General features: G+C 71.7%; 20 protein-coding genes. 11 read left to right on the plus strand and 9 right to left on the minus strand.

Annotated features, from left to right (window positions below):
• Nucleotides 1-14: 14 nt before the first annotated feature.
• Nucleotides 15-752 carry a FadR/GntR family transcriptional regulator gene (locus tag FB391_RS13690; protein ID WP_141895171.1) on the minus strand — a complete coding sequence of 246 codons (738 nt, stop codon included), beginning with the start codon at nt 750-752 and terminating at the stop codon, nt 15-17.
• A gap of 143 nt (nt 753-895) precedes the next feature.
• On the opposite strand from FB391_RS13690, the gene FB391_RS13695 reads away from it, so the two are divergent.
• From FB391_RS13695 to FB391_RS13735, 9 genes are all read left to right on the plus strand, one after another.
• The gene (locus tag FB391_RS13695) at nt 896-2,206 is read left to right on the plus strand and encodes an ABC transporter substrate-binding protein (RefSeq protein ID WP_141895173.1); all 1,311 of its coding nucleotides are present in this window, start codon (nt 896-898) and stop codon (nt 2,204-2,206) included.
• A 7-nt stretch (nt 2,207-2,213) separates the two neighbouring features.
• Entirely contained in the window at nt 2,214-3,869 is a 1,656-nt protein-coding gene (locus tag FB391_RS13700) for a hypothetical protein (RefSeq protein WP_141895175.1), read from the plus strand.
• 117 nt (nt 3,870-3,986) lie between these two features.
• On the plus strand, nt 3,987-5,756 hold the full coding sequence (locus FB391_RS13705) for a dihydroxyacetone kinase family protein (RefSeq protein WP_141895177.1): 1,770 nt from the start codon (nt 3,987-3,989) through the stop codon (nt 5,754-5,756).
• Nucleotides 5,746-6,228 (plus strand): ribose-5-phosphate isomerase, encoded by a 483-nt coding sequence (locus FB391_RS13710; protein ID WP_141895178.1) that lies wholly within the window; start codon nt 5,746-5,748, stop codon nt 6,226-6,228. The genes FB391_RS13705 and FB391_RS13710 overlap by 11 nt, the downstream gene beginning before the upstream one ends.
• On the plus strand, nt 6,228-7,076 hold the full coding sequence (locus tag FB391_RS13715; RefSeq protein WP_141895180.1) for a triose-phosphate isomerase family protein: 849 nt from the start codon (nt 6,228-6,230) through the stop codon (nt 7,074-7,076). The genes FB391_RS13710 and FB391_RS13715 overlap by 1 nt, the downstream gene beginning before the upstream one ends.
• Nucleotides 7,073-7,867, plus strand: a complete 795-nt coding sequence (locus FB391_RS13720) for a sugar phosphate isomerase/epimerase family protein (RefSeq protein WP_141895182.1) — start codon at nt 7,073-7,075, stop codon at nt 7,865-7,867. Before FB391_RS13715 ends, FB391_RS13720 begins: the two co-directional genes overlap by 4 nt.
• Nucleotides 7,864-8,751, plus strand: a complete 888-nt coding sequence (locus FB391_RS13725) for a phosphogluconate dehydrogenase C-terminal domain-containing protein (RefSeq protein ID WP_141895184.1) — start codon at nt 7,864-7,866, stop codon at nt 8,749-8,751. Before FB391_RS13720 ends, FB391_RS13725 begins: the two co-directional genes overlap by 4 nt.
• 1 nt (nt 8,752) lies before the next feature.
• Nucleotides 8,753-9,508: an SDR family NAD(P)-dependent oxidoreductase gene (locus FB391_RS13730; RefSeq protein WP_141895186.1), complete on the plus strand. Its 756-nt coding sequence runs from the start codon at nt 8,753-8,755 to the stop codon at nt 9,506-9,508.
• 90 nt (nt 9,509-9,598) lie between these two features.
• Complete coding sequence (locus FB391_RS13735) at nt 9,599-11,335, plus strand: D-apionate lactonase family protein (protein ID WP_141895188.1); 1,737 nt, start codon at nt 9,599-9,601, stop codon at nt 11,333-11,335.
• A 32-nt stretch (nt 11,336-11,367) separates the two neighbouring features.
• On the opposite strand, the gene FB391_RS13740 is transcribed toward FB391_RS13735, so the two are convergent.
• Genes FB391_RS13740 through FB391_RS13755 form a run of 4 tightly spaced genes read right to left on the minus strand, consistent with a single transcriptional unit; the run spans nt 11,368 to nt 16,897 of the window.
• Entirely contained in the window at nt 11,368-13,458 is a 2,091-nt protein-coding gene (locus FB391_RS13740) for a beta-galactosidase (RefSeq protein WP_141895190.1), read from the minus strand.
• Between the two features lies 1 nt (nt 13,459).
• Entirely contained in the window at nt 13,460-14,968 is a 1,509-nt protein-coding gene (locus tag FB391_RS13745) for an apiosidase-like domain-containing protein (protein WP_141895191.1), read from the minus strand.
• Nucleotides 14,969-15,018: 50 nt separating this feature from the next.
• Nucleotides 15,019-16,065, minus strand: a complete 1,047-nt coding sequence (locus tag FB391_RS13750; RefSeq protein ID WP_141895193.1) for a LacI family DNA-binding transcriptional regulator — start codon at nt 16,063-16,065, stop codon at nt 15,019-15,021.
• Nucleotide 16,066: 1 nt separating this feature from the next.
• Complete coding sequence (locus tag FB391_RS13755; protein ID WP_141895195.1) at nt 16,067-16,897, minus strand: NAD-dependent epimerase/dehydratase family protein; 831 nt, start codon at nt 16,895-16,897, stop codon at nt 16,067-16,069.
• A 165-nt stretch (nt 16,898-17,062) separates the two neighbouring features.
• Here FB391_RS13755 and FB391_RS13760 point away from each other — a divergent pair, with 165 nt between their 5' ends.
• Nucleotides 17,063-19,654, plus strand: coding sequence for a glycoside hydrolase family 78 protein (locus FB391_RS13760; protein WP_141895197.1), 2,592 nt, complete (start codon nt 17,063-17,065; stop codon nt 19,652-19,654).
• A gap of 154 nt (nt 19,655-19,808) precedes the next feature.
• Nucleotides 19,809-20,786: a sugar-binding transcriptional regulator gene (locus tag FB391_RS13765; RefSeq protein WP_141895198.1), complete on the plus strand. Its 978-nt coding sequence runs from the start codon at nt 19,809-19,811 to the stop codon at nt 20,784-20,786.
• A 129-nt stretch (nt 20,787-20,915) separates the two neighbouring features.
• Here the strand turns inward: FB391_RS13765 and FB391_RS13770 are convergent, their stop codons facing one another.
• From FB391_RS13770 to FB391_RS13785, 4 genes are all read right to left on the minus strand, one after another.
• A complete protein-coding gene (locus FB391_RS13770; protein WP_141895200.1) occupies nt 20,916-21,581 on the minus strand; it encodes an aspartate/glutamate racemase family protein in 666 nt (221 codons plus the stop codon).
• Between the two features lie 21 nt (nt 21,582-21,602).
• On the minus strand, nt 21,603-22,514 hold the full coding sequence (locus FB391_RS13775) for a carbohydrate ABC transporter permease (RefSeq protein WP_141895202.1): 912 nt from the start codon (nt 22,512-22,514) through the stop codon (nt 21,603-21,605).
• A gap of 1 nt (nt 22,515) precedes the next feature.
• On the minus strand, nt 22,516-23,397 hold the full coding sequence (locus FB391_RS13780; protein WP_141895204.1) for a carbohydrate ABC transporter permease: 882 nt from the start codon (nt 23,395-23,397) through the stop codon (nt 22,516-22,518).
• Nucleotides 23,398-23,488: 91 nt separating this feature from the next.
• Nucleotides 23,489-24,760 (minus strand): ABC transporter substrate-binding protein (locus FB391_RS13785; protein ID WP_141895205.1); only part of this gene is annotated, 1,272 nt, incomplete at its 5' end.

Consider the following 24,760-nt stretch of genomic DNA (forward strand, 5'->3'; position numbering starts at 1 on the left):
GGCCTGACCGCGGGTCAGCCGGCCGCTACGGCGGCCAGTCGCTCGGAGGCGGTGGCCATGTGGGTCGCCATCGCGGAGGCTGCGGCATCCGCATCCCCCGCCTCGACCGCGCGGAAGACCGCGCCGTGCTCGTCGATCGCGGTGCGCGCCTCAGCCTCGTCGTGGACGGCGCGGTCCGCGTACACCTGCAGGAGGGAGCGCACGACGTGCAGCAGATCGACGAGCGTGTCGTTGCCGGCCGCGGCGGCGAGCGCGTTGTGGAAGTCGAGATCCGCGCGGGCGAAAGAGGTGAGGTCCGAGACGCCGGTGCGCATGCGCTCGAGTGAGGACTGCAGCGCGTCACGATCGGATGCCGCAGCCCGCCCCGCCGCCAGTCGGGCGACGTAGATCTCGAGCCCGGAGCGCAGCTCCAGCAGTTCGGCGGTGTTCTTCCGGCCGATGAGCAGCCCCCAGCGGAGCGTCTGCGGGAGCAGCTCGCTGGCCGTGCCACGGAGGTATGTGCCCGACCCCGGCCGCACGTCCACGATGCCGAGGATCTCCAGTGCGGCGAGCGCTTCGCGCACCGCGGAGCGTCCGACGCCGAGTGTGGCGGCGAGCTGCCGCTCGGGCGGGAGACGGGTGCCCGCTTCGAGGTCGCCGCCCGTGAAGAGATCCATGAGCCGCCGCGCGACCTCGGACACCGGCGTCCCGCTCGGAAGCGCCCCGAGAGCGGCCGTGATCTCGGCGGAACGGTCGGCGGGGTACGCAGGCATGCGAACAACTTACGACAGTGGCACGCGGACCCGGGATTGCATTTGGTCAACCGGTTTGTCAGACTGTGGGCAGGCGACGCAGGTCGCCCTTCTTGCGCCCTAGCCAGAAAACGTTTCCTGATTCTCAGCGAAGAGGTCCCGACATGAAGTTCCGCAGCGGCACGATCACAGCAGGAGTGGCGCTGGCCACCCTCGTCGCTCTCACCGGATGTGCGTCGCAGACGCCCGCGACCGGCCAGCCCACGCTCGACCCCGACGAGGAGGTGTCGATCAGCTTCGCCTTCTGGGGCAACGACGTGCGCGCCGAGCTCTACGACGAGGCGATCGCCGAGTTCGAGGACCAGCACCCGAACATCGACGTCTCGGTGCTCTTCCTCTCACCGAACGACTACTGGGAGAAGCGACAGATCGAGGCCAGCGGCGGCGGGCTCCCCGACGTCCTCACGATGGATGTCGCCTACATCCGGCAGTACTCGCAGAGCGGGTCGCTCCTCGACCTCGAGCCCTACCTCGGCACCATCATCCAGACCGACCCGATCGAGCCGTCGGTGCTCGGAGCCGGCGTCGTCGACGGCGTGACCACCGCCGTCCCGCTGTCGACGAACGCCTGGTCGATGTTCATGAACACCACGATCCTCGACGAGATCGGCGTCGAGCCGTTCGCAGGCGGCTCGTGGGACGACTACTACGACTGGGTCGCCGACACGAGCGACGCGGCGAAGGCCGCCGGCATGACGGACGTGTGGGGCGGCGTCGACCCCACGTCACGCTTCGTGAACTTCGAGATGCAGCTGCGCGCCGAGGGCAAGGAGCTCTTCGACGACGACGGGGAGCCCGGGTTCGATGAGAAGCGCCTGAAGCAGTACTGGGAAGAGGCGGCAGGGGTGCGAGAGGCGGGCCAGTTCGTGCCGCAGCAGCGCACCGCCGAGGTGCAGCCGATGACCGCGTTCGACAGCGCGATCAGCGCCAGCGACACGCAGACCGACAACTTCGCCGCCGGCTTCCTCGCGAACCTCGGCGACGGCTACGAGATCGCGCTGCAGGCTCCGCCGCTGTCGGTCGACGGCGCGAAGGACCTGTACCTCAAGGCGTCGCAGCTGTACTCGATCGCCGCGAACTCCGATCACCCCGAGGCCGCCGCGACACTGATCGACTTCTTGATCAACTCGCCCGAGTCCGGCGAGATCTTCGGCACCAACCGCGGACTGCCGGCATCGGCCACTGCTCGCGAGGCCGCCGACCTCGACCCCGTCAGCCAGGACATCGTCGCGTACGAGGAGTCGATCTCGGACCGTCTGGGCGACGCCCCGCCCGCGCCGATCGTCGGCTACGGCTCGCTGCACGAGAAGTTCCGCGAGCTCACCGAGGAGCTGAACTTCGGGACCATCACGGTGGACGAGGCCGTGGACCGGTTCTTCTCCGAGATGGACGAAGTGGTCAGCCAGAACCAGTAGGAGCATCGTGCCCGCACTCCCACCCACTCCCGCGCCTGCGCCGAGGCCGGTTCTCGGCATCCAGGGCCCCGTGGTCGCTTTCCACGATCCGTGGGCGGGGGATGCCTCGGACGAGGTCATGCGCACGGGGACCGGCATCCCGATTCCCGCGCAGGATCCGGCGCCCACCCCGGCCGAGTTCGTCGCGGCGCTGGGCGACCTCGGCGCCGACTTCTACGTGCACCACGTCCTGCCGGGCCACGCGGACCCCCGGGCGATGCTGCGCGATCTCACCGCCGGCGGCATCGACGTGGTGCTCGGCAACGAGTACGGCAACATCAACGGCCCCTACGTCCCGGGAACGAACCGGTGGGACGTTCCCGCCGACGTGGTGCGCGAGGCGGCCGCGTCAGGCCGCCTCGCGGGGGTGCTGTACGACGAGCCCGAGCACCTGCAGATCCACGCCGACCAGTACCGGCACGACGACCACCTTCCGCACTTCGGGCAGACCGACGGGCTGTCGGCGCCGGAGGCCGTCGAAGTCATCGATCGCACCGTCCGCGCCGTCGTGCACGACGTCGACGAGGCGACGGCAGCCGTCGGCACGGCGCCCGTGCCGGTGCTGGCCGAGCAGGTGTTCCCGGTGATGTTCCATACGCTCGCGCGCGCGGGCATGACCCCGGCGCCCAAGGTGATGAAGGAGTCGTTCCAACCCCTGCAGCTGGGGACCGCCCTGGGCGCGGCCCTCCAGTACGACCGCGAGCTCTGGATCTGCGCCGACCTGTGGGGCCCCGACATCGGGCCGTGGCCGACCCGGGCGCCGGGGTTACCCGGGCACTCCCCCGCCGAGTTCGCCTCGGCCCTGCGCCTGGCCTACCTCTTCGCCCCCACGCGCCTGTTCGTCGAGAACATCGACGTGCTCGTCCGACACCGCGGCGGCGGCAGGTTCGACGCCACCGCGCATGGCGAGGTGTGGCGCGAGTTCGTCCGGGACTTCGTGCCGCGGCATCCGCTGCTCTGGAGCCACCGCGATGCACGCGCCGACATCGCGCTGGTCCACGCCGACGACAGCGACTTCGGACGCGGCGAGCGGCCGTTCGGCAACCGCGCCGCGACCGCACCGGTCGAGTCGCGCAGCGTGTTCGCGGCATGGCACGCGCTCAGCCACGGGCAGCTTCCGGCGACAGGGAGCTGCATGCACATCCCGGGGTTCGACTTTCCGCGCCACCGGCTGAACGGCGTCCCGCGTTCGCAGTTCCCCCTTCCGTCCGGCGCGGACGAGCCGACGGCACTGCACGGACTGTTCCAGGCGACACGCGGCGTGCTGGTGTTCGACGAGCACGTCCGCGCCGATCAACTGGGCCACGCCGGACTGATCGTCGTCGCCGGCAGTCGGCTGCCGGAGATGACGCTCGTCGCGCTGCGCACGCGGGCGGAGCACGGCGCGACGGTGCTCATCCCCCGGTGGCTGTGCGATGCGGCGCACGCCCGGTCGGAGCGCCTCCAGGCCGGCCGATGGGTCGTGTACGACAGCCTCGACGACGGCGATGCGACGGCCGCCCTGGCTCCGCACCTCGGCCCGGACGACGTGTGGACGCAGCGGTTCGGCGACCACGAGCTGAGGATCCGCGCGGCGAGCCCCGGTGGCGAGACGCTCGACTTCGAGGTCACGCGGCACGGCTGACGTCAGCGGCCGGGCGACGTCTGGATCGTCGATGGCGCCGTCTTGCAATTGGTCAACCGGTTTGTCACAATCGTCTCGGCAGCACACGCCGGCGCACCCATCGGACAAGGAGCCGCGATGACGCGACTGTGGAACGATCCCGCGGAATTCGCGGACGAGATGATCGACGGCTTCGTCGCGGCCCACGAGCGCTACGTGCGCCGCGTGCCCGGCGGAGTGGTGCGCTCGACGGTGTCGCCCGCGGGGCAGGTGGCGGTCGTGGTGGGCGGCGGCTCGGGGCACTACCCCGCATTCGGCGGCCTCGTCGGCCCGGGGCTCGCGCACGGCGCGGCGATGGGCAATCTGTTCGCCTCGCCGTCGACGCAGCAGGTGGTGTCGGTGGCGAAGGAGGCGGACAACGGCGGGGGCGTGTTCTTCAGTTACGGGAACTACGCCGGCGACGTGCTGAACTTCGACGCCGCGCAGGAGCGTCTGCGCGCGGACGGCATCCCGTGCGAGACGGTGACGGTCACCGACGACGTCGTCAGCGCGAAGCCCGATGAGCGGCACCGGCGCCGCGGCATCGCGGGCGACCTCACGGTGTTCCGCATCGCCGCCGCAGCCGCCGAGGCCGGCGCCGACCTCGCCGAGGTCGCGCGGCTCGCGCGGCTGGCGAACGAGCGCACACGCTCGTTCGGCGTCGCCTTCACCGGGTGCACGCTGCCCGGCGCCGCGGCGCCGCTGTTCACGGTGGCCGAGGGCCGCATGGCGGTCGGGCTCGGCATCCACGGCGAGCCGGGCGTCGACGAGACCGGCATACCCACGGCCGACGGCCTGGCCGAGCAGCTCGTCCAGACGCTCCTGGCCGAGGTTCCCGAGGGGGTCGACGCGGTCCGGGGGGCCCGCGTCGTCCCGATCCTCAACGGGCTCGGTTCACTGAAGTACGAGGAGATGTTCGTCGTCTACCGGCGCATCGCTCAGCTGCTGTCCGACGCCGGCGTCGAGGTGGTCGATCCGCACGTCGGCGAGTACTGCACGAGCTTCGACATGGCCGGCACCTCGCTCACGCTGTTCTGGCTCGACGAGTCGCTCGAGGCGCTGTGGCAGGCTCCCGTCGACACCCCGGCCTATCGTCGCGGCTCGGTCGCACCGCGAGAGCGGACGGATGCCGTCGCCGCCGCGCCCACGGCGACGGCCGCCGTCGCACCCGGGGACGAGGCATCCCGCGCCGTCGCCGGCACGGTGGTCGCCGCGGTGCGGACGATCGCCGAGACCGTCGACGCCCACGTCGACGAGCTCGGCCGCATCGACGCGATCGCCGGGGACGGCGACCACGGCATCGGCATGCAGCGCGGGTCGCACGCGGCGCTCGGCGCGGCGAGTGCGGCGTTCCACGCCGGCGCCGGAGCCCGTACGACGCTGCAGCGCGCGGCCGACGCGTGGTCCGATCGCGCCGGCGGGACGTCGGGCGCCCTGTGGGGCGTGATCCTGACGGCCGTCGCGGCACGGCTCGGCGACGAGGGCACGCCCGAGGCGGCCGCCGTCGCGGCGGGAGTCGCCGCCGGCGCGCAGGCCGTCATGGACTACGGCAAGGCCGGGGTCGGCGACAAGACGCTCGTCGACGCGCTCGTGCCGTTCGCGGCGCGGCTGTCGCACGGCGTCGACGCCGGAGCCGGTCTGGTCGACGCGTGGAGGGTCGCGGCGGCCGCCGCGACCTCGGCCGCGGAGGCCACCGCCGACCTGCTCCCCCGCATGGGACGCGCCCGCACGCACGGCCGGAACAGCGTGGGCACGCCCGACCCCGGCGCGATCTCGCTCGCGCTCATCGTGACCGCCGTCGGAGAGACGCTCGCCGCCGACGCACTCGCGACCCACGACGACGACAAGGAGAACGCATATGTCGACTGACGACGCGCAGCCGCTGCGGATCGTGATCGGCGCCGACGACGCCGGCTTCGACTACAAGGAGGTCCTCAAGCGAGACCTCGAGCACAACCCCGGCGTGGTGTCGGTGGTCGACGTGGGCGTGGACGCCGACGGGCACACCCCGTACCCGAAAGTCGCGATCGAGGCGGCGCAGCGGGTGGCCGCCGGCGACGCCGACCGGGCGCTGCTGATCTGCGGCACGGGCCTGGGCGTCGCGATCGCCGCCAACAAGGTGCCCGGCATCCGCGCCGTCACCGCGCACGACTCGTTCTCGGTCGAGCGCGGCGTGCTGTCCAACAACGCCCAGGTGCTCACGATGGGCCAGCGCGTGGTGGGCATCGAACTGGCCCGCCGCCTCGTGCGCGAGTGGCTGACCTACCGCTTCGACACCGCGTCGGCGTCGGCCGACAAGGTCGCGGTCATCGACGAGTTCGAGACCACGGGCAGCTGCTGATGCCGCAGGTCACGGTCGGGGTGAGCCTGAAGACGTACTTCGGGCACGAGAGGGCGCGCGCGTGGTTCCAGGACCTCGCGCAGCGCGCGGCCGTGCACCCCGCCGTGACCACGGGCGCGGTGCGCGTGTTCGTGATCCCGACGTATGTGCAGATCCCCGCTGCTGTCGAGGCCTTCGCGGGCACGCCCGTCCTCGTCGGCGCGCAGGACGTGTCGGAGTTCGAGCCCGGCGCGTTCACCGGCGAGGTCACGGCCGCCGAGCTCACCGAGGTCGGCGTGGCGGTCGCCGAGATCGGGCACGCCGAGCGCCGCCGCCTGTTCGGCGAGACCGACGAGATCACCGCACGCAAGGCCGCGGCGGCGCTGTCCCACGGACTGACGCCGGTGCTGTGCGTGGGCGAGCCCTCGCGGACGGACCCGCTGGATGCCGCCACCGCGACGGTCGCGCAGCTCGCGGCCGACCTGTCCGGCGCACCCGCAGGGCCGGTCATCGTGGCCTACGAGCCGGTGTGGGCCATCGGCGCACCCGAGCCGGCGCCGGTCGACCACATCACGGCGGTGACGAGCGCGCTCACGGCGGCGCTGGGGGCCCGGGCCGGCCGCGCCGGCTCCGTGGTCATCTACGGCGGCTCGGCGGGGCCGGGCCTGCTCACCCGGCTCGGCGAGAGCGTCGACGGGCTGTTCCTCGGCCGGTTCGCGCACGACCCCGACGCGCTCCTGGCGGTGCTGGACGAGGCGGCCGCGCTCGCTGCCCTTCGACAGGCTCGGGGAGCGGTGCGGGCTCAGGAACCGGTGCGGGCTCAGGGGCCCGGGCACGCTCACGGACCGGATGCCGGAGCGACCTCGTGATCGGCCTGGGAACCTACGCGTTCTTCTGGCAGCACTCCGACCTCGTCGACGAGCCGCTGTCGCTGATCGGCGCGTTCGAGGCGACGAAGGCCCTGGGCGTGGAGCTGTTCCAGATCTGCGACTACGCCCCGCTGGAGGCGATGGACGACCGCGAGCTCGCCGACGCCGCCGCAGCCGCGCGCGACCTCGGCCTGACGATCGAACTGGGCACGAAGGGCGTCGAGCCCGACCGGCTCGCCGGCTTCCTCGACCTCGCCGCGCGCTTCGGGGCGCGCCTGGTCCGCAGCATGCTGCACTCGGCCGATACGCGTCCCACTCTCGCCCAGGCCGAGGAGTGGCTGCGCGCCGCGCTGCCCGCGTACGAGGCATCCGGAGTCGAGCTCGCCCTGGAGACGTACGAACAGGTCGCCACCGCCGACCTCCTCTCGCTGATCGAGCGCATCGGCAGCCCGCGCCTGGGCGTGTGCCTCGACCCCGCCAACGTCGTCGCACGACTCGAACGGCCCCGCGACTGCGTCGAGGTCACCGCCGCACTCGTGAAGAACGTTCACGTCAAGGACTTCGCCTTCGCACGCCAGCCCGGCTGGGTCGGCTTCACCTACGGCGGCGCGCCGATGGGCGACGGGCTGCACGACTACGAGCACCTGCTGCAGACCGTTCGACCGCGCGAGCTCGGCGTGAACGAGATCGTCGAGCACTGGCTGTCGTGGCAGGGCGACGCCGAGACCACCGTCCGCACCGAGCGGGACTGGACCCGCACCACCGTCGAATACCTGAGGAGCCACTCATGAGCACCACCACCGACACTCCGACAAGCTCAGCGCAGGGCACGTACAAGATCGCCGTCATCGGCGCCGGCGGCAAGATGGGCATGCGCGTGTCGAACAATCTCGTCAAGACCGGCCACCAGGTCGCCTATGTCGAGAACTCCCCCGCCGGTCAGCAGCGCACGATCGACGCGGGTCGTGAGCTGACGGATGCCGCCACCGCCGTCGCCGACGCCGACATCGTGGTCCTGGCCGTCCCCGACCTCGCGCTGCAGTCGGTGACCGCCGAGCTCGTGCCGCAGCTGCGCTCCGGCGCGATCGTGCTGACCCTCGATCCGGCCGCCGCGTACGCCGGCCTGCTGACCACGCGCGAGGATGTCGTGCAGGCCGTTGCGCACCCGTGCCACCCGTCGATCTTCCTGCAGCGGCAGACGCCCGAGGAGTGGGCAGACACCTTCGGCGGCATCGCCGCCCCGCAGGACGCCATCGCCGCCGTCGAGTCCGACGATCCGGCCCACCGGGCGATCGTCGAGGCCACCGTGCGCGCGATCTACGCGCCCGTCATCGACGTGCACTGGGTGACCGTCAAGCAGCTGGCGCAGCTCGAGCCGACGCTCGTCGAGACCGTCGCCTGCATGATCGGCGCACTCCTCAACGAAGCGCTCCACGAGACGGTCAACACCATGGGCGTTCCCGAGGCGGCGGCCCGCAGCATCCTCTACGGCCACACGCAGGTGGCCCTCGCCAACGGCCTGCGCGGCGACAACCCGTTCTCGGACGCGTGCCTCATCGCCATGGACTACGGCCGCGAATCGATCATCAAGGACGACTGGAAGAAGATCTTCCGCGACGACGAGCTCGACAAGAACCTGTCGCGGATGCTGCACCTCGACCACATCGAGCGCTGACGTGGACCGGCTCGAAGGCAGGACCGCGCTGGTCACGGGCGCGGCGCTGGGCATCGGCCTGGCCGTCGCGACCCGGTTCGTCCGTGAGGGCGCGCGGGTCGTCCTCGCCGACCGCAACGGCGACGGGGCGCACGCCGCGGCCGGCGAGCTCGGCAGGAACGCGCGTGCCGTGACGATGGACATCTCGGACGAGGATGCCGTCGCCGCCGCGTTCGCGGAGGTCGAGGCGGCGGGCTGGGCGCCGGACGTCGTGGTCGCCAACGCCGGCGTGCAGCTGTTCGGCCAGGACGCGCAGGCCGCCGACCTCGACCTCGACGTCTGGCGGCGCACGATCGACATCAACCTGACGGGGACGTTCCTGACCGTCAAGCACGCCGTGCGCTCCATGCTCCCTCGGGGCGGCGGGTCCATCATCCTCACCGGGAGCCCGACGGGCGTGAACGGCGAGGGCAAGGACTTCACCGCGTACAGCGCTTCGAAGGCCGGCATCCACGGACTCGCGCGCACCGTGGCGGCGGCATATGCCGATCGCGGCATCCGGGTGAACACGGTGCAGCCGGCCTACACCGAGACCCCGCTCGTCGCCGCGATCAGCGAGGATCCCGCGTCACGCGCCGCGATCATCGGGCGCATCCCGCTCGGCCGCGCCGGGACGCCGGACGACGTCGCGGGCATCATGGTGTACCTCGCGAGCGACGACGGCGCGTTCGCCACCGGGGCGCTGTTCTCGGTCGACGGCGGCATGACCACCATCTGACCCGGGATTCCTCCCGGCTCCCCTGTCGCGAACTGCCGCCGGGTGGCGCCCATCGCGACAGGGGAGCATCCGAAGACGAGGATGGAGCGCATGACCGAGGCATGGCACGCGGATGAGGCGCAGCAGTGGCGCAGCGGCCGCTGGTCGCTGGAGGTGCGAGGAGACGAGTTCGCCGACCTCGCCTACGACGATCGGGTCGTGCTGCGCTCGGTGCGCGCAGTCGTGCGCGATCGCAACTGGGACACGGCGACGCTCGTCGTCGACCGCATCGATGCGAGGGACCTTGCACTGACCCTGCACGTGCACTCCACGGGCCTCGGCAGCGACCTGCGCGGCATCGTGCGCGCCGAGGTCCGCACCGGCGGGCTGCGCGTGCTCACCGATCTCGAGTCCCAGACCGCGTTCTCGACCAACCGCACCGGGCTGGTCGTGCTGCACCCGCCCGTGCTCGCCGGGTCGCCGCTGCGCGTGACGCACCCGGACGGCCGGGTCGAGGCATCCACCTTCCCGTCCCGGATCAGCCCGCACCAGCCCGCCGTCGACATCGCGAGGCTCGCGTGGTCGCACGACGGGCTCGACGTGGCGCTGGGCTTCGAGGGCGACGTGTTCGAGATGGAGGACCAGCGCAACTGGACGGATGCCTCGTACAAGACGTACAGCCGGCCGCTCGCGCTCCCGTTCCCCTATGCCCTCGCCGCGGGCGAGCGGGTCTCCCAGTGGATCGACGTGAGGGTGGCAGGCGAGCCCGTCGCGCCGATGGTGGACGCGGTGACCCGTCTGCGCCTCACCGCGGGGCCCCCCTTCCCGGCGATCGCGGTGGCGGCGGCCACCGCGCCCGACCCGGCTCCTGCCACGCCCGCCGCGCCGGCGCACGCGGCCGCGGTGCTGGTCGAGCTCGACCTCGCGACGCGCAACTGGCGTGCCGCGCTCGCGCGCGCGACGGCCTCGGGGCTTCCGCTCGACGTGCGCTTCGTCCTCGCCGACGACGACCCGGCGGCGATCCGCGAAGGTGCACGGGCGCTGCAGGACCTGGCGGTGGTGCGCGCCACGGCCTTCTGGCCGACGGGGCCCGCGCGGCACGTCTCGGACCTCGACGCGATCGCCCTGCTGCGCGAGGCGCTCGACGACGCCGGTGTGCAGACGCACGTGGTGGGCGGCGCACGCTCGCACTTCACCGAGCTCAACCGCGAGCACCACCGCCTGCCGCGCGGGCTCGACGGGATCGTCTTCAGCAGCACGCCGCTGTTCCACAGCCGCGGTACGGCCCAGCTGGTCGAATCCCTGCCGATCCAGCGACTCGTCGCGACGCAGGCTGCCGGGATCGCGGGCGGGCTGCCGGTGCACGTCGGCCCGATCTCGCTGCGCCCGCATTTCAACGACGTCGCGACCACCCCGCCGCCGATGCCCGCGCACGACGACCTGCGCGACGGGTACGGCCCGGCGCTGACGGACGGGAGCGCGGACCGGCGGCAGGACGCGCCCGAGCTCGCGGCGTGGACGGTCGCGAGCGCGGCCGCCCTCGCCGTCCCCGGCGTCGCGACCCTCGCGTACTTCGAGGAGTGGGGACCCCGAGGCCTCCGCTCCGCCGCGGGCAGCGCGCGACCCGTACTCGAGGCCGTGACGGCTCTGGCCGCCCTGTCGGGCGCGCCGGGCCTGCGAGGCGACACGCCCGACGGCCTCGTGTGGGCGATCGGGGCGCGCACCGGCGACACGACCACGGTGCTCGTCGCCAACCTGGACCGGCGTCCGCGGACGGTCGACGTGGAGCTGCCCGATGGCGGCAGCCGTCACGTCGACGTGGAACCCGGCACGTTCACGCGCGTCTGAGCTCCAGGCCCGCCGGACTCCCCCGGCCGGCGTCAGGCCTCGCGCCAGACCCGGACGCTCCACGGCGCGAGTTCGACCTCGTCGCCCGCGGCGAACGCGCCGTCGTCGATGAGGGATGCCGCACCCCGCGCCAGTCGCACCGCCCGGGGCTCGGGCGACCAGTTGTGCACCACCCACACCCGGCCCTGCGGGCCGGTCAGCGAGTGCGCGGTGACCGAGCTCGGGCGCTCGACGAGCGGACCGGAAGCGGGCCCCGCGACCGACGCCGTCACCGAGGCGAGCGTCGCCCGGTCCAGGAGCGTGCCCACCACGGTGATCGAGCCGGCGCCGACCTCCCGGCGCGTGACCGCCGCCCACCGGCCGAACAGCTCGTGACGGTAGCCGAGCATCACGTCGGCGCCGTCCGGCTCGAGCCCGTCGATCCAGCCGTGCGCCCGTCCGGCGGCGTCGCCCGCCGGCGAGACCACGTCGACCGGCTCGGCGAGCGCGGCGAACTCGCGATAGGCGACCCCGGCCGCGGTGCCGACGATCGCCGGGGCGGCAGTCGCCCGCAGGCGTCCCTCGTCGTCGCCGTAGCCGGTGCGCGGCCCGAGCACGAGCCGGCCGCCCCGCCGCGCGTACTCGACGAGCGTCTCGAGCGTGGGATCGGAGGCAGCGACCAGTCCGGCCACGATCAGCACCGGGAAGCGACGCACGAGCTCGTCCGTCTCGGGCAGCTGCCGCTCGTTCACGAAGCCCACCTGCAGGCCGGCATCCACGGCGGCCCGGCCGAAGGCACCGACGATGCGCGCGTACGAGCCGCGATCCCCGTCGACTCCGCCGGGTGCGACCAGCGGCGGCTCGAACGCCATCGCCCACTCGCTGTCGTGCGCGTACACGAGGCCCACGTCGGCGTCGGGTGCGGCATCCCGCAACGCGGCCGACGCCGCCGCGAACTGACGGCCGATGCCGGCGATCTCGCCGTACACGCGCCCGGGCGTCAGGTCATGGCCGAGGATGCCGCCCCAGTGCACCTCGTGCCCCGAGTGGAGCGTGTGCCAGTGCCAGTACGACACGAGACGCGCGCCGCGCGCGACGAGCAGCCACGCGGCCTGGGCGAGCTGACCGTCGTACGGCGGCCGGGTCAGCCACGCCGGACCGATGGAGGCCGCGCCCGTCTCGGTGACGAGGAACGGCGCCTGCCTCGTCGCGCGCATGCGGTCGGCCATGAGCACGAACTGCGGCACGTCGTCGGCGAACCACTGGCCGCCCGCGCCTTCGCGGTCGAGGTCGAGGGCGTCCTGGGCCAGGTAGTACGCGTTGCCGCTCGCGATGTCGAGCTGCGCGCCCACCGCGACGTCGTCCATCGCGGGGCGCCCGTAGGCGATGCAGGTCGTGAGGAACACGTCGTCGTCCACGAGCTCGCGGACCACGCCCGCCTGCCACCCGATGAAGTCCGCGGTCAGCTCGGCCTGGAACCGACGCCACGCGAGGTCGTACGCGGGGGTGGTGTTGCCCGCGGGAGCCCACAGCTCGTCCCACTCGGCGATGCGGTGCGACCAGTACGTCAGGCCCCACTCGCGGTTGAGGGTCTCGACGTCGCCGTACCTCTCGGCCACCCAGTCGCGGAACCGCGCGATCACGTCGTCGTTGTGGATGAGGTGCAGGCCGGCCTCGTTGTCGAGCTGGACCCCGATGACGGCACGATGCCGGCCATGCCGCCCGATGACCGCTCGGATGACGCGTTCGGCGTAGGTCCGGAACACCTCGGACGTGTAGTCGACCTCCTGCCGCCCGCCCCACGGCACCGACGAGCCGTCCCGTCGTACGACGGCGAGCTCGGGATGCCGTCGCGCCAGCCACGGCGGCACCGCGTAGGTCGGCGTGCCGAGGATGACGCCGATGCCGTGCCGGTGCGCGGCATCGAGGATCGGTGCCATCCATTCCAGGTCGAACTCGCCGTCGCGCGGCTCCCACGTCGACCACACCGATTCGCCGACACGGATGACGGTGATGCCCGCCTCGACCATCAGGCCCAGATCGGTCTCGAGCCGCGACGGATCGGGCAGATACTCGTTGTAGTACGCCGCGCCCAGGCGCGGACCGCCGCGCCACTCGTGCAGCCGGTCGCCCGCGGCGCCCATGTCAGCCGCCGACCCGTGTGATGCGCAGCGCGATGCTCGCACCCTCGGGCAGATCGATCGGCGCCGAGGCGCGGTCGTAGGCGTCGTTGCGCTGCACCTCGGTGAGCGTGAAGCGGCGTCCGACCGGTGTGACGGTCATGTTCCAGGTGTCGATGACGTCGACCTCGAAGCGGTCGCCCTCCTGCAGGCGCTCACCGGGCACACCGATCGGCAGGCGGAACGGCCACGAGGTCGGCGCGGACCGTCCGAGGTACTGCACGTACTGACGGCGGGGGATGCCTGCCACGTACGCGGGATCGTCCCACTTGTCGATGGGGTCGAGCCCCGCGATGTCGAGCCCGTCCAGCACTTCGCGGAGGAACCCGAGGCGTGCGGGCGCGTCGCCGCGCAGCGGTCCGCCCTCGACCATGTGCAGGCTTCCCGACGGCGTCACGAAGCTCTCGCCGTGCGAGGCGTAGCACCCCGCGGCGGTCGAGACCCAGAACTGGTGCACGAGCTGCTCGGCGTCCAGGTGCCCCCAGCGCTCGGGGATGTCGCCTTCGTACTTGATCTCGTCGAGCACGACCGGCTTGCCCCACACGTCGCGGTAGAGGTTCGCGCGCCCGAAGTCGGTGGTCACCGAGCCGTTCTGGATCGAGGCGTGCGTCACCCACGGCTGGTTGTTGTCGTAGAGCTCGATCCAGTTGTGGATCGAGCGCAGGTGGTCGTACGGGTCGATCTCGGCCAGCAGCGCGCCGGTCCGGTCCCAGCGGTCGTCGGGGCGCTCGAGCTGGTCGAACTCGTTGCACAGCGACCACCACACGTGCGGGTACGCGGCCAGGCGGGCGACGAGGTAGCGCAGGTAGGCGGCATCCTCTGATTCGGTCAGTTCGTTCAGCCCGAACTGTCCGCGGTCGTAAGCGTTGTAGATGAGGACGTCCGCCTGGATGCCGTGCTCCCCGAGCATCTCGACCGCGCGCTCGAGGCGCTGGAAGAAGGCGGGGACCGGGCGGCTCACATCCCACCGTCCGTCCGTCTTCTCGAAAGGCATGAGCGCCGGGACGTGCTCGACGTAGCCGCCGCCCTGCGGGAAGACCATGAAGCGGAACTTGTTGAAGCCGGCCGCGGCGATCGCGTCGACGGTCTGCGTGAACAGCGGCTCGTCCTGGTGCAGCCAGTTGTACGCGGTCGCGCCGACCGGCCGGAACGGCGTCCCGTCGGCGTGCGCGAAGTGGAACCGGTGGGCGACGCGCACCGGGCCGCGGTCGTCGCCGCGCTCGACCGCGAACGCGCCCGATCGTCCCGCGAGCGACGGGTCGGCGCTGTCGGTCTGCCACGTCCACTCCCCTTCGAGGTCGGCCGCGAAGCGCGCGCGGTACGTGGTGCCGCCGTCCCAGAATCCGGGGACGACCCGTTCGGCCTGGGATGCCGCGTGCCGCAGCCGCACCGTCAGCGGCGTGCGATCGGCGGGGATGACGGCGGCGCCGTCGAAGGTCAGCTCGATCGGGCGGTACAGCTCGGGGGAAGACACGGAGTTCTCCTTCGATGTCGTGTCGGTCGGTCGGGGTCGGTCGGAGGTGCTCAGGCGCGCCGCGAGCTGTCGCGCACGACCAGCTCGGGTGCGAAGACGCGCTGCGCGGCGGGCAGCTCCGTCGCGGGGTGCGGCCAGTGCTCGATGGCCTCGAACAGGAGGTCGACGGCGGTCGCGCCGAAATCGTCGTGGCGCGCCCGCACGCTCGTCAGCGGGATGAGCGAGGCCTCGGCGAACTCGTTGTCGTCGTAGCCGACGAGCGCCACGTCGTGCGGCACCGTGACGCCGCCGCCGACGAGCGCCTGCAGAAGTCCGAGCGCCAGGACGTCGTTCGCGGCGAACACGCCGTCCGGCCGTTCGTCGGCGGGACGTGCCGCCAGCGCGGCGCCGACGGCGCGTCCGGCGGCGATCGAGCGTTCCTGCACCTCGATGACCTCGATCGTCCGCCCGTCCGCGGCCGCATCGAGCGCGGCCCGCGCGCCCGCGAGCCGGTCGGCCACCTGCTGCACCGGCAGCGGGCCGCCCACGAACGCGAGGCGGCGGCATCCGCTCGTCACGAGGTGGTCCACGGCCTGGCGGCCCCCTGAGACGTCGTCGATCGAGACCGAGGGCTGACCGGGTTCGCACGCGCGGCGTCCGACGAGCACCGACGGGGTGCCGCGCTCGCGCATGGCGGCCAGGCGGTCCTCGATCGGGGCGAACGACGACACCAGCAGGCCGCGCACCTGGCGCTGCTCGAACGCCTCGAGGTACGCGTCCTCGCGGTCGCGGTCGCCGTGCGAGTGGGCGAAGAACACGGTCATGCCGAGGCGCTCGGCGCGGTACTCCACCTCCTGCGCGATCTCGCTGAAGTGCGGATTGCTCACGTCGGGCGACAGGTAGCCGATGAGGCTGCTGACCCCGAGCCGCAGCTGGCGCCCGGCGATGCTGGGCACGAACCCGAGCTCGTCGATCGCCTCGGCGATGCGTCGCGCCCGCTCCGCCGACACGCGATCGGGGTGGTTCAGGTACGCCGAGACCGTGCCGACGGCGACGCCGGCCCGCGCGGCGACCTGCCGGATCCCCGGACGCTGGCCGCTGCCGCTCTGCCGTGACATGTCAGCGCCAGCCGTGCTCGGCCACGAAGCCGAGCTGCTCGCGGATGCGGCGGGTCGACATGAGCGACTCGAACTCGCCGAGGTCGTCGGCCACCGGGGTGCCGGGGAACCAGCGCGCCGCGAGTTCGCGCGACGGGGCGGCGCAGCCCGAATCGGGCGCGGCGACGTTGAACACCTCGAAACCGGGGCGTGCGTTCGCCAGGGCCAGCGAGACGGCGAGGGCGCCGTCCCGGGCGTCGACCCAGGAGCCCACGAGGTCACGGCGGTAGTCCGGCTCGGCGGCGCGCTCGAACGTTGCGTACTCGTCCGGTGCCACGACGTTGGTGAACCGCAGCGCCGTGATCGAGGTCTCCGGCGTCCAGTGCACCAACTGGGCTGCGATCGCCTCTTCGGCGACCTTCCCGAGCCCGTACGTGTTGTTGGCGCTCGTGTACGTCTCGTCCACCGGCAGCGACGGCGGCGCGTCGTCGAACGGGAAGCCCATGGCCGTGATGCTCGAGGCCAGCACGATCGTGCGGATGCCGGCGCGATGCGCGGCGAACAGCGCGTTGAACGAGACTGTGACGTTGTTGTGGAACGTCGCCGCGTCGGGCACGAGCCCGTTCACGGGGATCGCGGCGAGATGCACGAGCGCGCCGAGCCCGTCGTGCCGCGCGGTGACGGACAGGAGCGCATCGAGCGTCTGCCCGAAGTCGGTGAGGTCGACGCGGGTGAAGCCCGGTCCGGGCGTACCGGCGAGATCGAATCCCATCACGTCGTGCCCGTCGGCGCGGAGCCTCTCGACGGTCGCTCGTCCGAGCTTGCCGCCGCTGCCGGTGACGCCGATCCGCATGCCGTGCCTCCCTTGGTCGCGCACCGAACTTGAAACGTTTCGTTCCGGATGCCACACTCACTGTACACGCGAAACCGAAACGTTTCATTATCCGGTTCCCCTGTCATCACCTGCGCCGCACGGCCGCAGATCGTGACAGCGGAGCCAACACGAAGAGAGGACCCGATGTCCGTCACCGTCGACGCACCCCGCATCGAACACCACCGCGAGCCGCTGGGCATCGGCGAGAGCGCTCCGCGCCTGTCGTGGCGCATCTCCGCCGCCCCCGACGGCTGGCAGCAGACCGCGTACCGCATCGAGCTCGAACAGCGCGGCACGACCTCCACGCACGAGGTCGAGAGCGCGGAGCAGGTGCTGGTCGACTGGCCCGGCGAGCCGCTGCACTCCCGGGAACAGGTGACCGTGCGCATCGCGGTGCGCGGCACGGACGGCGCCTGGTCGACGGCATCCCCCGCCACGACGCTCGAGGCGGGACTGCTCGACCCGGCCGACTGGATCGCACGCCCGGTCGGGGCGTTCCGCAACGAGAACCCGCACTCCGACGAGCGGCGCCCCTCGCTCGTGCGCCGCGACTTCGAGGTGCGCGATGGACTCGTGCGTGCCCGGCTCTATGCGACCGCCCACGGCGTCTACGAGGCCGAGCTCAACGGGCAGCGCGTCGGCGACGACACGCTCTCGCCGGGCTGGACCGTGTACGGGCAGCGGCTGCGCTACTACACCTACGACGTCACCGACCTGGTGCAGCCCGGCGCCAATGCGCTCGGCGCCTGGCTCGGCGACGGGTGGTACCGCGGACGCCTCGGGTGGCGCGGCGGCTTCCGCAACGTCTACGGGTACGACCAGTCCTTCCTCGGCCAGCTGGAGCTCACCTACGCCGACGGCACGCGCGAGACCGTCGCCACCGACCTGTCGTGGCGGTCGGCGCCGAGCCCGATCCTGCACAGCGGGCTGTACGACGGCGAGGACTACGACGCACGCGAGGAGCAGCCCGGCTGGTCCACCGCCGCGTTCGACGACGCGCAGTGGGAGGACGTCTCCGAGCGCCACCGCGATCCGGCCACGCTGGTCGCCCCGACCGCTCCCCCGGTGCGTGCGACGCAGGAGGTGCTGCCGGTCGAGGTGCTCACCGGCCCCAGCGGCTCGCGCATCCTCGACTTCGGGCAGAACCTCGTGGGCCGCGTGCGGATCCGGATCAGCGGCCCGGCGGGCACGACCGTCACGCTGCGCACCGCCGAGGTCCTGCAAGACGGCGAGATCTACACGCGGCCGCTGCGCGCAGCGCGCTCGACCGACAACTACACGCTCGCCGGCCGCGACGTCGAGGAGTGGGAGCCGCGGTTCACGTTCCACGGCTTCCGCTATGCCGAGGTGACGGGCTGGCCGGGCGACCTCGACGCCGACGTCGCCGCCGGGGCCCTCGTCGCCCGGGTCTACCACACCGACCTCGAGCGCACGGGGTGGTTCGCCTCGTCGGACGCGGCGCTCGACCGCCTGCACGAGAACGTCGTGTGGGGCATGCGCGGCAACTTCGTCGACATCCCCACGGACTGCCCCCAGCGCGACGAGCGCATCGGCTGGACGGGCGACATCCAGGTGTTCGGACCGACGGCTTCGACCCTGTTCGACGTGTCGGGCATGCTCTCGGGCTGGCTGCGCGACGTCGCGATCGAGCAGCTCCCCGACGGCACGGTGCCCTGGTACGTGCCCGTCATCCCCGCCGTCGACAAGTGGACGCCGCTGCGCCCGGGCGCGGCGTGGGGCGACGTCGCGACGCTCCTCCCCTGGACCCTGTACGAGCGATTCGGGGATGCCGGGGTGCTGCGCGCCCAGTTCGACAGCGCCCGCCGCTGGGTCGACCTGCTCGAGCGGCGCTCGGGACCCTCCCGGCTGTGGAACACCGGCTTCCAGCTGGGCGACTGGCTCGACCCCGCCGCACCGCCGGACGACCCGGCCGACGCGCTGACCGACCGCTACCTGGTGGCCACCGCGTACTTCGCGAAGTCCGCGCGGACCGTCGCGCGCATGGCCGAGGTCCTCGGCCTCTCGGACGAGCAGGCGCACTACGACCGGCTCGCCGACGAGGTGGCGACGGCCTTCGTTGCGGAGTACGTCCACCCCGACGGCACGATGACCAGCGACGCGCAGACCGCCTACGCCCTGGGCCTGCAGTTCGGCCTCATCACCGATGCCGGAATGAGGGATGCCGCAGCCACCCGTCTCGCGCAGCTCGTGCAGGACGCGGGCAACCGCATCGCGACCGGCTTCGTGGGCACCCCGCTGGTCTCGGACGCGCTGAGCGACGGCGGGCACGTCGACACCGCGTACGACCTGATCCTCGAGCGCGAGTGCCCGTCCTGGCTGTACCAGGTGGAGCAGGGTGCGACGACGGTGTGGGAGCGGTGGGACTCGCTGCTGCCCGACGGCACCGTCAACCCCGGCACCATGACGTCGTTCAACCACTACGCACTCGGCGCCGTCGCCGACTGGATGCACCGCGTCATCGCGGGCCTCGCTCCCGACGCCCCCGGCTACCGTCGCATCCGGTTCGCCCCGCGTCCGGGCGGCGGGCTGACCTCCGCGTCGGCGCGCCAGCTCACGGCGTACGGCGAGGCCGCGATCTCGTGGCGGATCGAGGGCGGGCAGCTGCACGTCGACCTGACCGTGCCGGTGGGCGCCGAGGCCGTGCTGGACCTGCCCGGGGCGGGCGAAGAGACCCTGGCGCCCGGCATCCACTCCCGCACCGTCTCGATCGGCTGAGCCTCGCGATTCGGGATGCCGGAGCCCGGCATCCCGAAATGCCCGGTCCGTATCGAAAACGGCCGAGGTGCACTGGCGGTGCGCGCCGACAGTGAATATCCTTTCGTTAGCGAATCCGAATACACCTCTTCGGATCGCCGCGATCGGAGACACCGTGCCACTCACGCCGTACACCCGCCCCGCCGACGGGCAGGTGCGCCTGCTCACGAAGGTCGCCCGCATGTACCACGAGCGCGGCGTCCGGCAGGCCGACATCGCGGTCGCGCTCAATATCTCACAGGCCAAGGTCTCGCGTCTGCTCAAGCGCGCCGAGACGGTGGGGATCGTCCGCACCATCGTGACGGTCGCCCCCGGCGTGTACGCCGCACTCGAAGAGCAGCTCGAAGACAAGTACGGCCTCGCCGAGGCGGTGGTCGTCGACGTGGATCCGGATGCCGACGAACGCGAGCTCCTCGCCTCACTCGGGGCCGGTGCGGCCGCCTACCTCGAAGCGACGCTCTCGGGCGGCGACCGGATCGGCGTCTCGTCGTGGAGTCAGACCATCCTCGCGATGGTGGACCGGATGCGGCCCTTCACCGTGCGCGGCGCGACCGAGGTCGTGCAGCTCCTCGGCGGCATCGGCGCGCCCGAGGCGCAGAGCCACTCCAACCGCATCCTCGGCGAGCTCGCCCGCACGCTCGGAGCCGACCCCGTCTACGTGCAGGCGCCGGGGGTCGTCGCCGATTCCGCGATCCGCGACAGCCTGCTGTCGGACCCCTCGATGCAGGAGGTCACCCGCCACTGGAACGAGCTCACGATGGCCATCATGGGCATCGGCAGCATCGAGCCGTCCGATGTGCTGGCCACCAGCGGCAACGCGTTCACCGACGACGAGCGCGAGTCGCTCCTCGCCCAGGGCGCCGTCGGCGACATCTGCCACCGCATCTTCCGCGCCGACGGCTCGCTCGTGCGCGGGGCGCTGGACGACCGCATCATCGCCATCACGGTCGAGAACCTGCTGCGCATCCCCCGTCGCGTCGGCATCGCCGGCGGCGACCGCAAGCTCGAGGCGATCCACGGCGCCCTCGCGGGCGACTGGGTCACGACGCTCGTGACCGACCTGCGCTCGGCCGAGGCCCTCGCCGAGCGCTGACGAGGAGCCCGGCACGCTCTCCGGTCGCTGAGCGAGCGAGGAACGAGCGAGACGAAGCGTGGCGCACGAACGACCTCGTGCGCCACGCTTCGTCTCGCTGGCGCTCGCTCAGCGACCGGGTTCGGGGAGTCACCGAGCGGACGCCAGCGACTCCGCCAGGCGCTCGACACCCAGGCGCGGGCTCGTGAGCACGGGCACGTCGACCGACACGGCGTCGGCGGCGGAGGCCATGGATGCCTGAGCCAGGACGATCACGTCCGCTTCGGCCGCCCCGCGCTCGATCGCGGCGGCCACGAGGCGGTCGTGCGTGGCGCGGTCGCCACCGGACACCGCGGCGAAGGCGCCCTCGATGACCTCGCTCGTCAGCTCCGGCGCCATGCCGGCGAGCGCAGCGCGCTCCTGCAGCAGCGCCAGAGTGGGGCGGCACGTCGTCGGCAGGGTCGCGAGCACCCGGATGCGCCGGCCGGCCCGGACGGCGGCATCGGCCATCGCCTCGTCCACGCGCAGCACGGGCACTCCCGCCGCCGCGGCGGCCGGGGCGGCGAGCTCGGAGATCGACGAGCACGTGAGCAGGACGGCATCCGCTCCCCCTGCCGCAGCCGCGCGCACGAGGTCGTCGATCCGCTCGGGGACGGATGCCGCGCGCTCGGCGTCGCCGAGGTCGGCCACGATGCGGTCGTCGAGGTAGTTGACCACCGTCGCGCCCGGGATCAGCTCCGTCGCGAGCGCGCCGAAGGGTGCGATGTTGACGGCACCGGTGTGCAGGAACGCGATGCGGGGGGCGGCCTGTGTCATGTGACCCAGCCTTTCAGCTTCTCAGCCCTTGAGGGCGCCGCCGGCCATGCCGGCCATGATCTTCTTGTTCAGCGTCAGGAAGACGATGAGCAGCACGACGATGTTGATGCTCACGGCCGCGAACAGCGGGCCGTACTGCGTCGAGCCGTACTCGTCGCTGAGGCTCAGCAGTCCCACCTGGATCGTCGCGAGCTCGGGGCGCGTCGTGAACGTCAGCGCGATGAGCAGGTCGTTCCAGACGCTGAAGAACTGCACGAGCCCGACCGTCAGGATCGCGTTCTTCATCATGGGGACGCCGATAACGAAGAACGACCGCAGCGGCCCCGAGCCGTCGACAGTCGCCGCCTCGAAGATCTCACCGGGCACCGAGCGGAAGTAGGTCGCCATGAGGAATGTCGTCAGGGGCAGCCCCATCACGGTGTACGTGATGATCAGCGGCAGCAGGGAGTCCGTGATGCCCATGCGGAAGTACACGATGAACAGGGGCACGAGGATCATCTGGCCGGGCACCATGATGCCGGCGAGGACGTACAGCAGGACCGCGTTGCGGCCCTTCCAGATCATCACCTCGAGCGCGTAGCCGGCCGCGACGCCGATGAACACGATCAGCAGCACCGACGGGATCGTCACGATGATGCTGTTGAGGTAGTTCTGCGCCACGTTGCCGTTGGTGAGCGCGGTGACGTAGTTGTCGAAGTTCCACGTCTCCGGCAGCGACAGCGCGGGGTTCGAGAGGAACTCGGACTGCGTCTTGAACGAGCCGAGGACCATCCACACCTGCGGGTACAGCACCACCACCATGAGGATCGCCACCACGATCCACACCGGGACGCGGCGCAGCAGGCGCACCGCGGTGCGCTTCGCCTGGCTCGGCGCGGGCTTGCGCCGGGTGGGGACCGCGACCGTGGCGGGGGCTTCCAGTGTCGTCGTCATGTCAGACCTCCGCCTTGCGTCGCGACGACCGGAAGATCGCGAGCGTGAACACCAGGCACAGCAGCGTCAGCACCAGGGCGATCGTCGAGCCGTAGCCGTACTCCGCGTATTCGAACGCGGTGCGGTACATGTACAGGGTGAGCGGCGCGGTCGACGTGCCGGGACCGCCGCCGTTGAGTGCCAGCAGGCTGTCGAAGACCTTCAGCGTCGAGTTGAGGCTGAAGATGATCGACGACAGCAGGATGGGCAGCGACAGCGGCACGATGATGTGGCGCACGAGCTTGAGGCCGTTGGCGCCGTCCAGCCGTGCCGACTCGATGACCTCCTCGGGGATGTCGAGCAGCCCCGCGTACAGCAGCACGGCGTAGAAGCCCATCGACCCCCACAGCGTCATCACGATCGCGGTGGTCATGGTGCCGGCGGTCGAGGCGAGCACCTCGACGCTCTCGCCGCCGAAGAAGTTGATGATGTCGTTGACGGGACCCTGGTTCTGGCCGACCGCCACGAAGCTCTTGAAGAGCAGCGCGACCGCCACGGTGGGCAGGATCGCGGGGAAGAACACGATGGTGCGCACGAAGGACGACCCCTTGCGCAGCACGAAGACGTACAGCAGCGCGAGGCCGTAGCCGAGCGCGACCTGGCCGATCGTGGCCACGACGGCGAAGAAGACGCTCACCCACATCGACTGCAGGGCGGCGCTGTCGGTGAAGAAGGTCGCGAAGTTCTGGAACCCGACCCACTCGAACCCGCGGAGGGTGTTGCCCTCGAAGAACGACAGGCCGAACGACCATGCCACCGGCACGATCTTGAGCAGGGTGTACAGCAGGAGCGCAGGCGCCAGCAGGATGAAGATCGTCTTGCGATCTCCGAAGATCGAGTTCATCGGGCGGATGCCTCTCCCGGGGATTTCTGGAGTGTGCCGGCCTCACCCGAGCCTAGGCCGAAGCCGTGGCGCGAGGAGGCCGGCACAGAGGTCACTTGTTGGCGTCGAGGCTCGCCTGGAGGTCCTTCATGTAGTCCTCCGGGCTCATCTGCCCCGTCGTGAGCAGGGTGACGTTGGTCGAGGCCAGCGAGTTGCTCTTCGGGTCGAACAGCGCCTCGAACCACAGCACCGTCTCGTCGATGCCCTCGATGCGCTGCTGGATCTCAGCGGTGTTCTCCGAGATGTCGGTCACCTCGCCGTTCACCTTGAAGCCCGAGATGACGCCCGCGTCCTGCAGGGCCTGCTGGCCGTAGTTCTCGGCGATGCAGCTGATCCAGTCCTGCACCTTCGGGCCGAACTGCTCGGCGTTGACGATCATCGGCGCACCCGCGTTGGCCGGGTACTGGTCGATGCTGCCCTTGCCGCCGTCGACCTCGGGGAACGGCATGAATCCGACGTTCTCGCCGCCGATCTGGTTGCGGTCGGGGTCGTTGATCGCGCTCAGCAGCCACGTGCCGTCGTAGGTCATGGCGGCCTGGCCGGTGAGGAACATGTTCGACGACGTGTCGCCGTCACGCGTCGAGAAGCCCTCGCCGAAGTTGCCGTCCTCGGCGAACTTCTGCAGCGCCTCTGCGCCCGCGACGTACTCGGGATCGGTCAGCTTCGCGTCGCCGCTCTGGATCGCGGTCATGGCGTCGGGACCGACGTTGCGGTAGATGTACATGCCGAGGATGCGGGTGAGCGGCCACCCGTTGGCTCCGGCCTCGGTCATCGGCACGATGCCGGCGTCCTGCAGCGTCGCGGCGGCGTCGACGAGGTCGTCCCACGTCTGCGGCTCTTCGATGCCGTTGTCGGCGAAGATCTGCTTGTTATAGAAGATGCCCTCGATGTTGTACTGGTACGGCATCGAGAACATGCCGCCGTAGACCTGCTCGACCGTCGAGGCGGCGGCGGGCAGCACGTTGTCCCACGTGCCGGCGTCTTCGAGGGCAGCCTTCAGGTCGCCGACGAGCCCGGCCTTGCCGAGGTCTCCGTCGGGGCGGATGAGCGCCGTGCCGGCGATCGTGTGCGTTGCGAGCGCGCCCTGGCTGGCGAGCAGCGTCACCTTCTGCACGACGTCGGCCTGAGCCACCTTCTGGTGCTCGATCGGGAGCGCCTTGTTCTCGGCCTTGCAGGCACCGTCGGCGAGCGCGTCGAGCTCGTCCGAGAGGACGGGGTTCTCGTTCGCGGTCATGACGGTGAAGGTGTCGGGGTCGGTGCCGCCGGCTCCGCCGGCGTCCGTGGAGCCCGAGCCGGCGTTGCCGCCGGCGCAGGCGGCGAGCGG

The sequence above is a fragment of the Microbacterium kyungheense genome, from assembly GCF_006783905.1.
In the GTDB taxonomy this organism is placed as follows: Bacteria; Actinomycetota; Actinomycetes; order Actinomycetales; family Microbacteriaceae; genus Microbacterium; species Microbacterium kyungheense.

Coding starts and splice junctions, on each gene's coding strand:
- FB391_RS13690 (WP_141895171.1), bottom strand. CDS start 752: ATGCCTGCGTACCCCGCCGACCGTTCCGCCGAGATCACGGCCGCTCTC.
- FB391_RS13695 (WP_141895173.1), top strand. CDS start 896: ATGAAGTTCCGCAGCGGCACGATCACAGCAGGAGTGGCGCTGGCCACC.
- FB391_RS13705 (WP_141895177.1), top strand. CDS start 3,987: ATGACGCGACTGTGGAACGATCCCGCGGAATTCGCGGACGAGATGATC.
- FB391_RS13710 (WP_141895178.1), top strand. CDS start 5,746: ATGTCGACTGACGACGCGCAGCCGCTGCGGATCGTGATCGGCGCCGAC.
- FB391_RS13715 (WP_141895180.1), top strand. CDS start 6,228: ATGCCGCAGGTCACGGTCGGGGTGAGCCTGAAGACGTACTTCGGGCAC.
- FB391_RS13725 (WP_141895184.1), top strand. CDS start 7,864: ATGAGCACCACCACCGACACTCCGACAAGCTCAGCGCAGGGCACGTAC.
- FB391_RS13735 (WP_141895188.1), top strand. CDS start 9,599: ATGACCGAGGCATGGCACGCGGATGAGGCGCAGCAGTGGCGCAGCGGC.
- FB391_RS13740 (WP_141895190.1), bottom strand. CDS start 13,458: ATGGGCGCCGCGGGCGACCGGCTGCACGAGTGGCGCGGCGGTCCGCGC.
- FB391_RS13750 (WP_141895193.1), bottom strand. CDS start 16,065: ATGTCACGGCAGAGCGGCAGCGGCCAGCGTCCGGGGATCCGGCAGGTC.
- FB391_RS13755 (WP_141895195.1), bottom strand. CDS start 16,897: ATGCGGATCGGCGTCACCGGCAGCGGCGGCAAGCTCGGACGAGCGACC.
- FB391_RS13760 (WP_141895197.1), top strand. CDS start 17,063: ATGTCCGTCACCGTCGACGCACCCCGCATCGAACACCACCGCGAGCCG.
- FB391_RS13770 (WP_141895200.1), bottom strand. CDS start 21,581: ATGACACAGGCCGCCCCCCGCATCGCGTTCCTGCACACCGGTGCCGTC.
- FB391_RS13775 (WP_141895202.1), bottom strand. CDS start 22,514: ATGACGACGACACTGGAAGCCCCCGCCACGGTCGCGGTCCCCACCCGG.
- FB391_RS13780 (WP_141895204.1), bottom strand. CDS start 23,397: ATGAACTCGATCTTCGGAGATCGCAAGACGATCTTCATCCTGCTGGCG.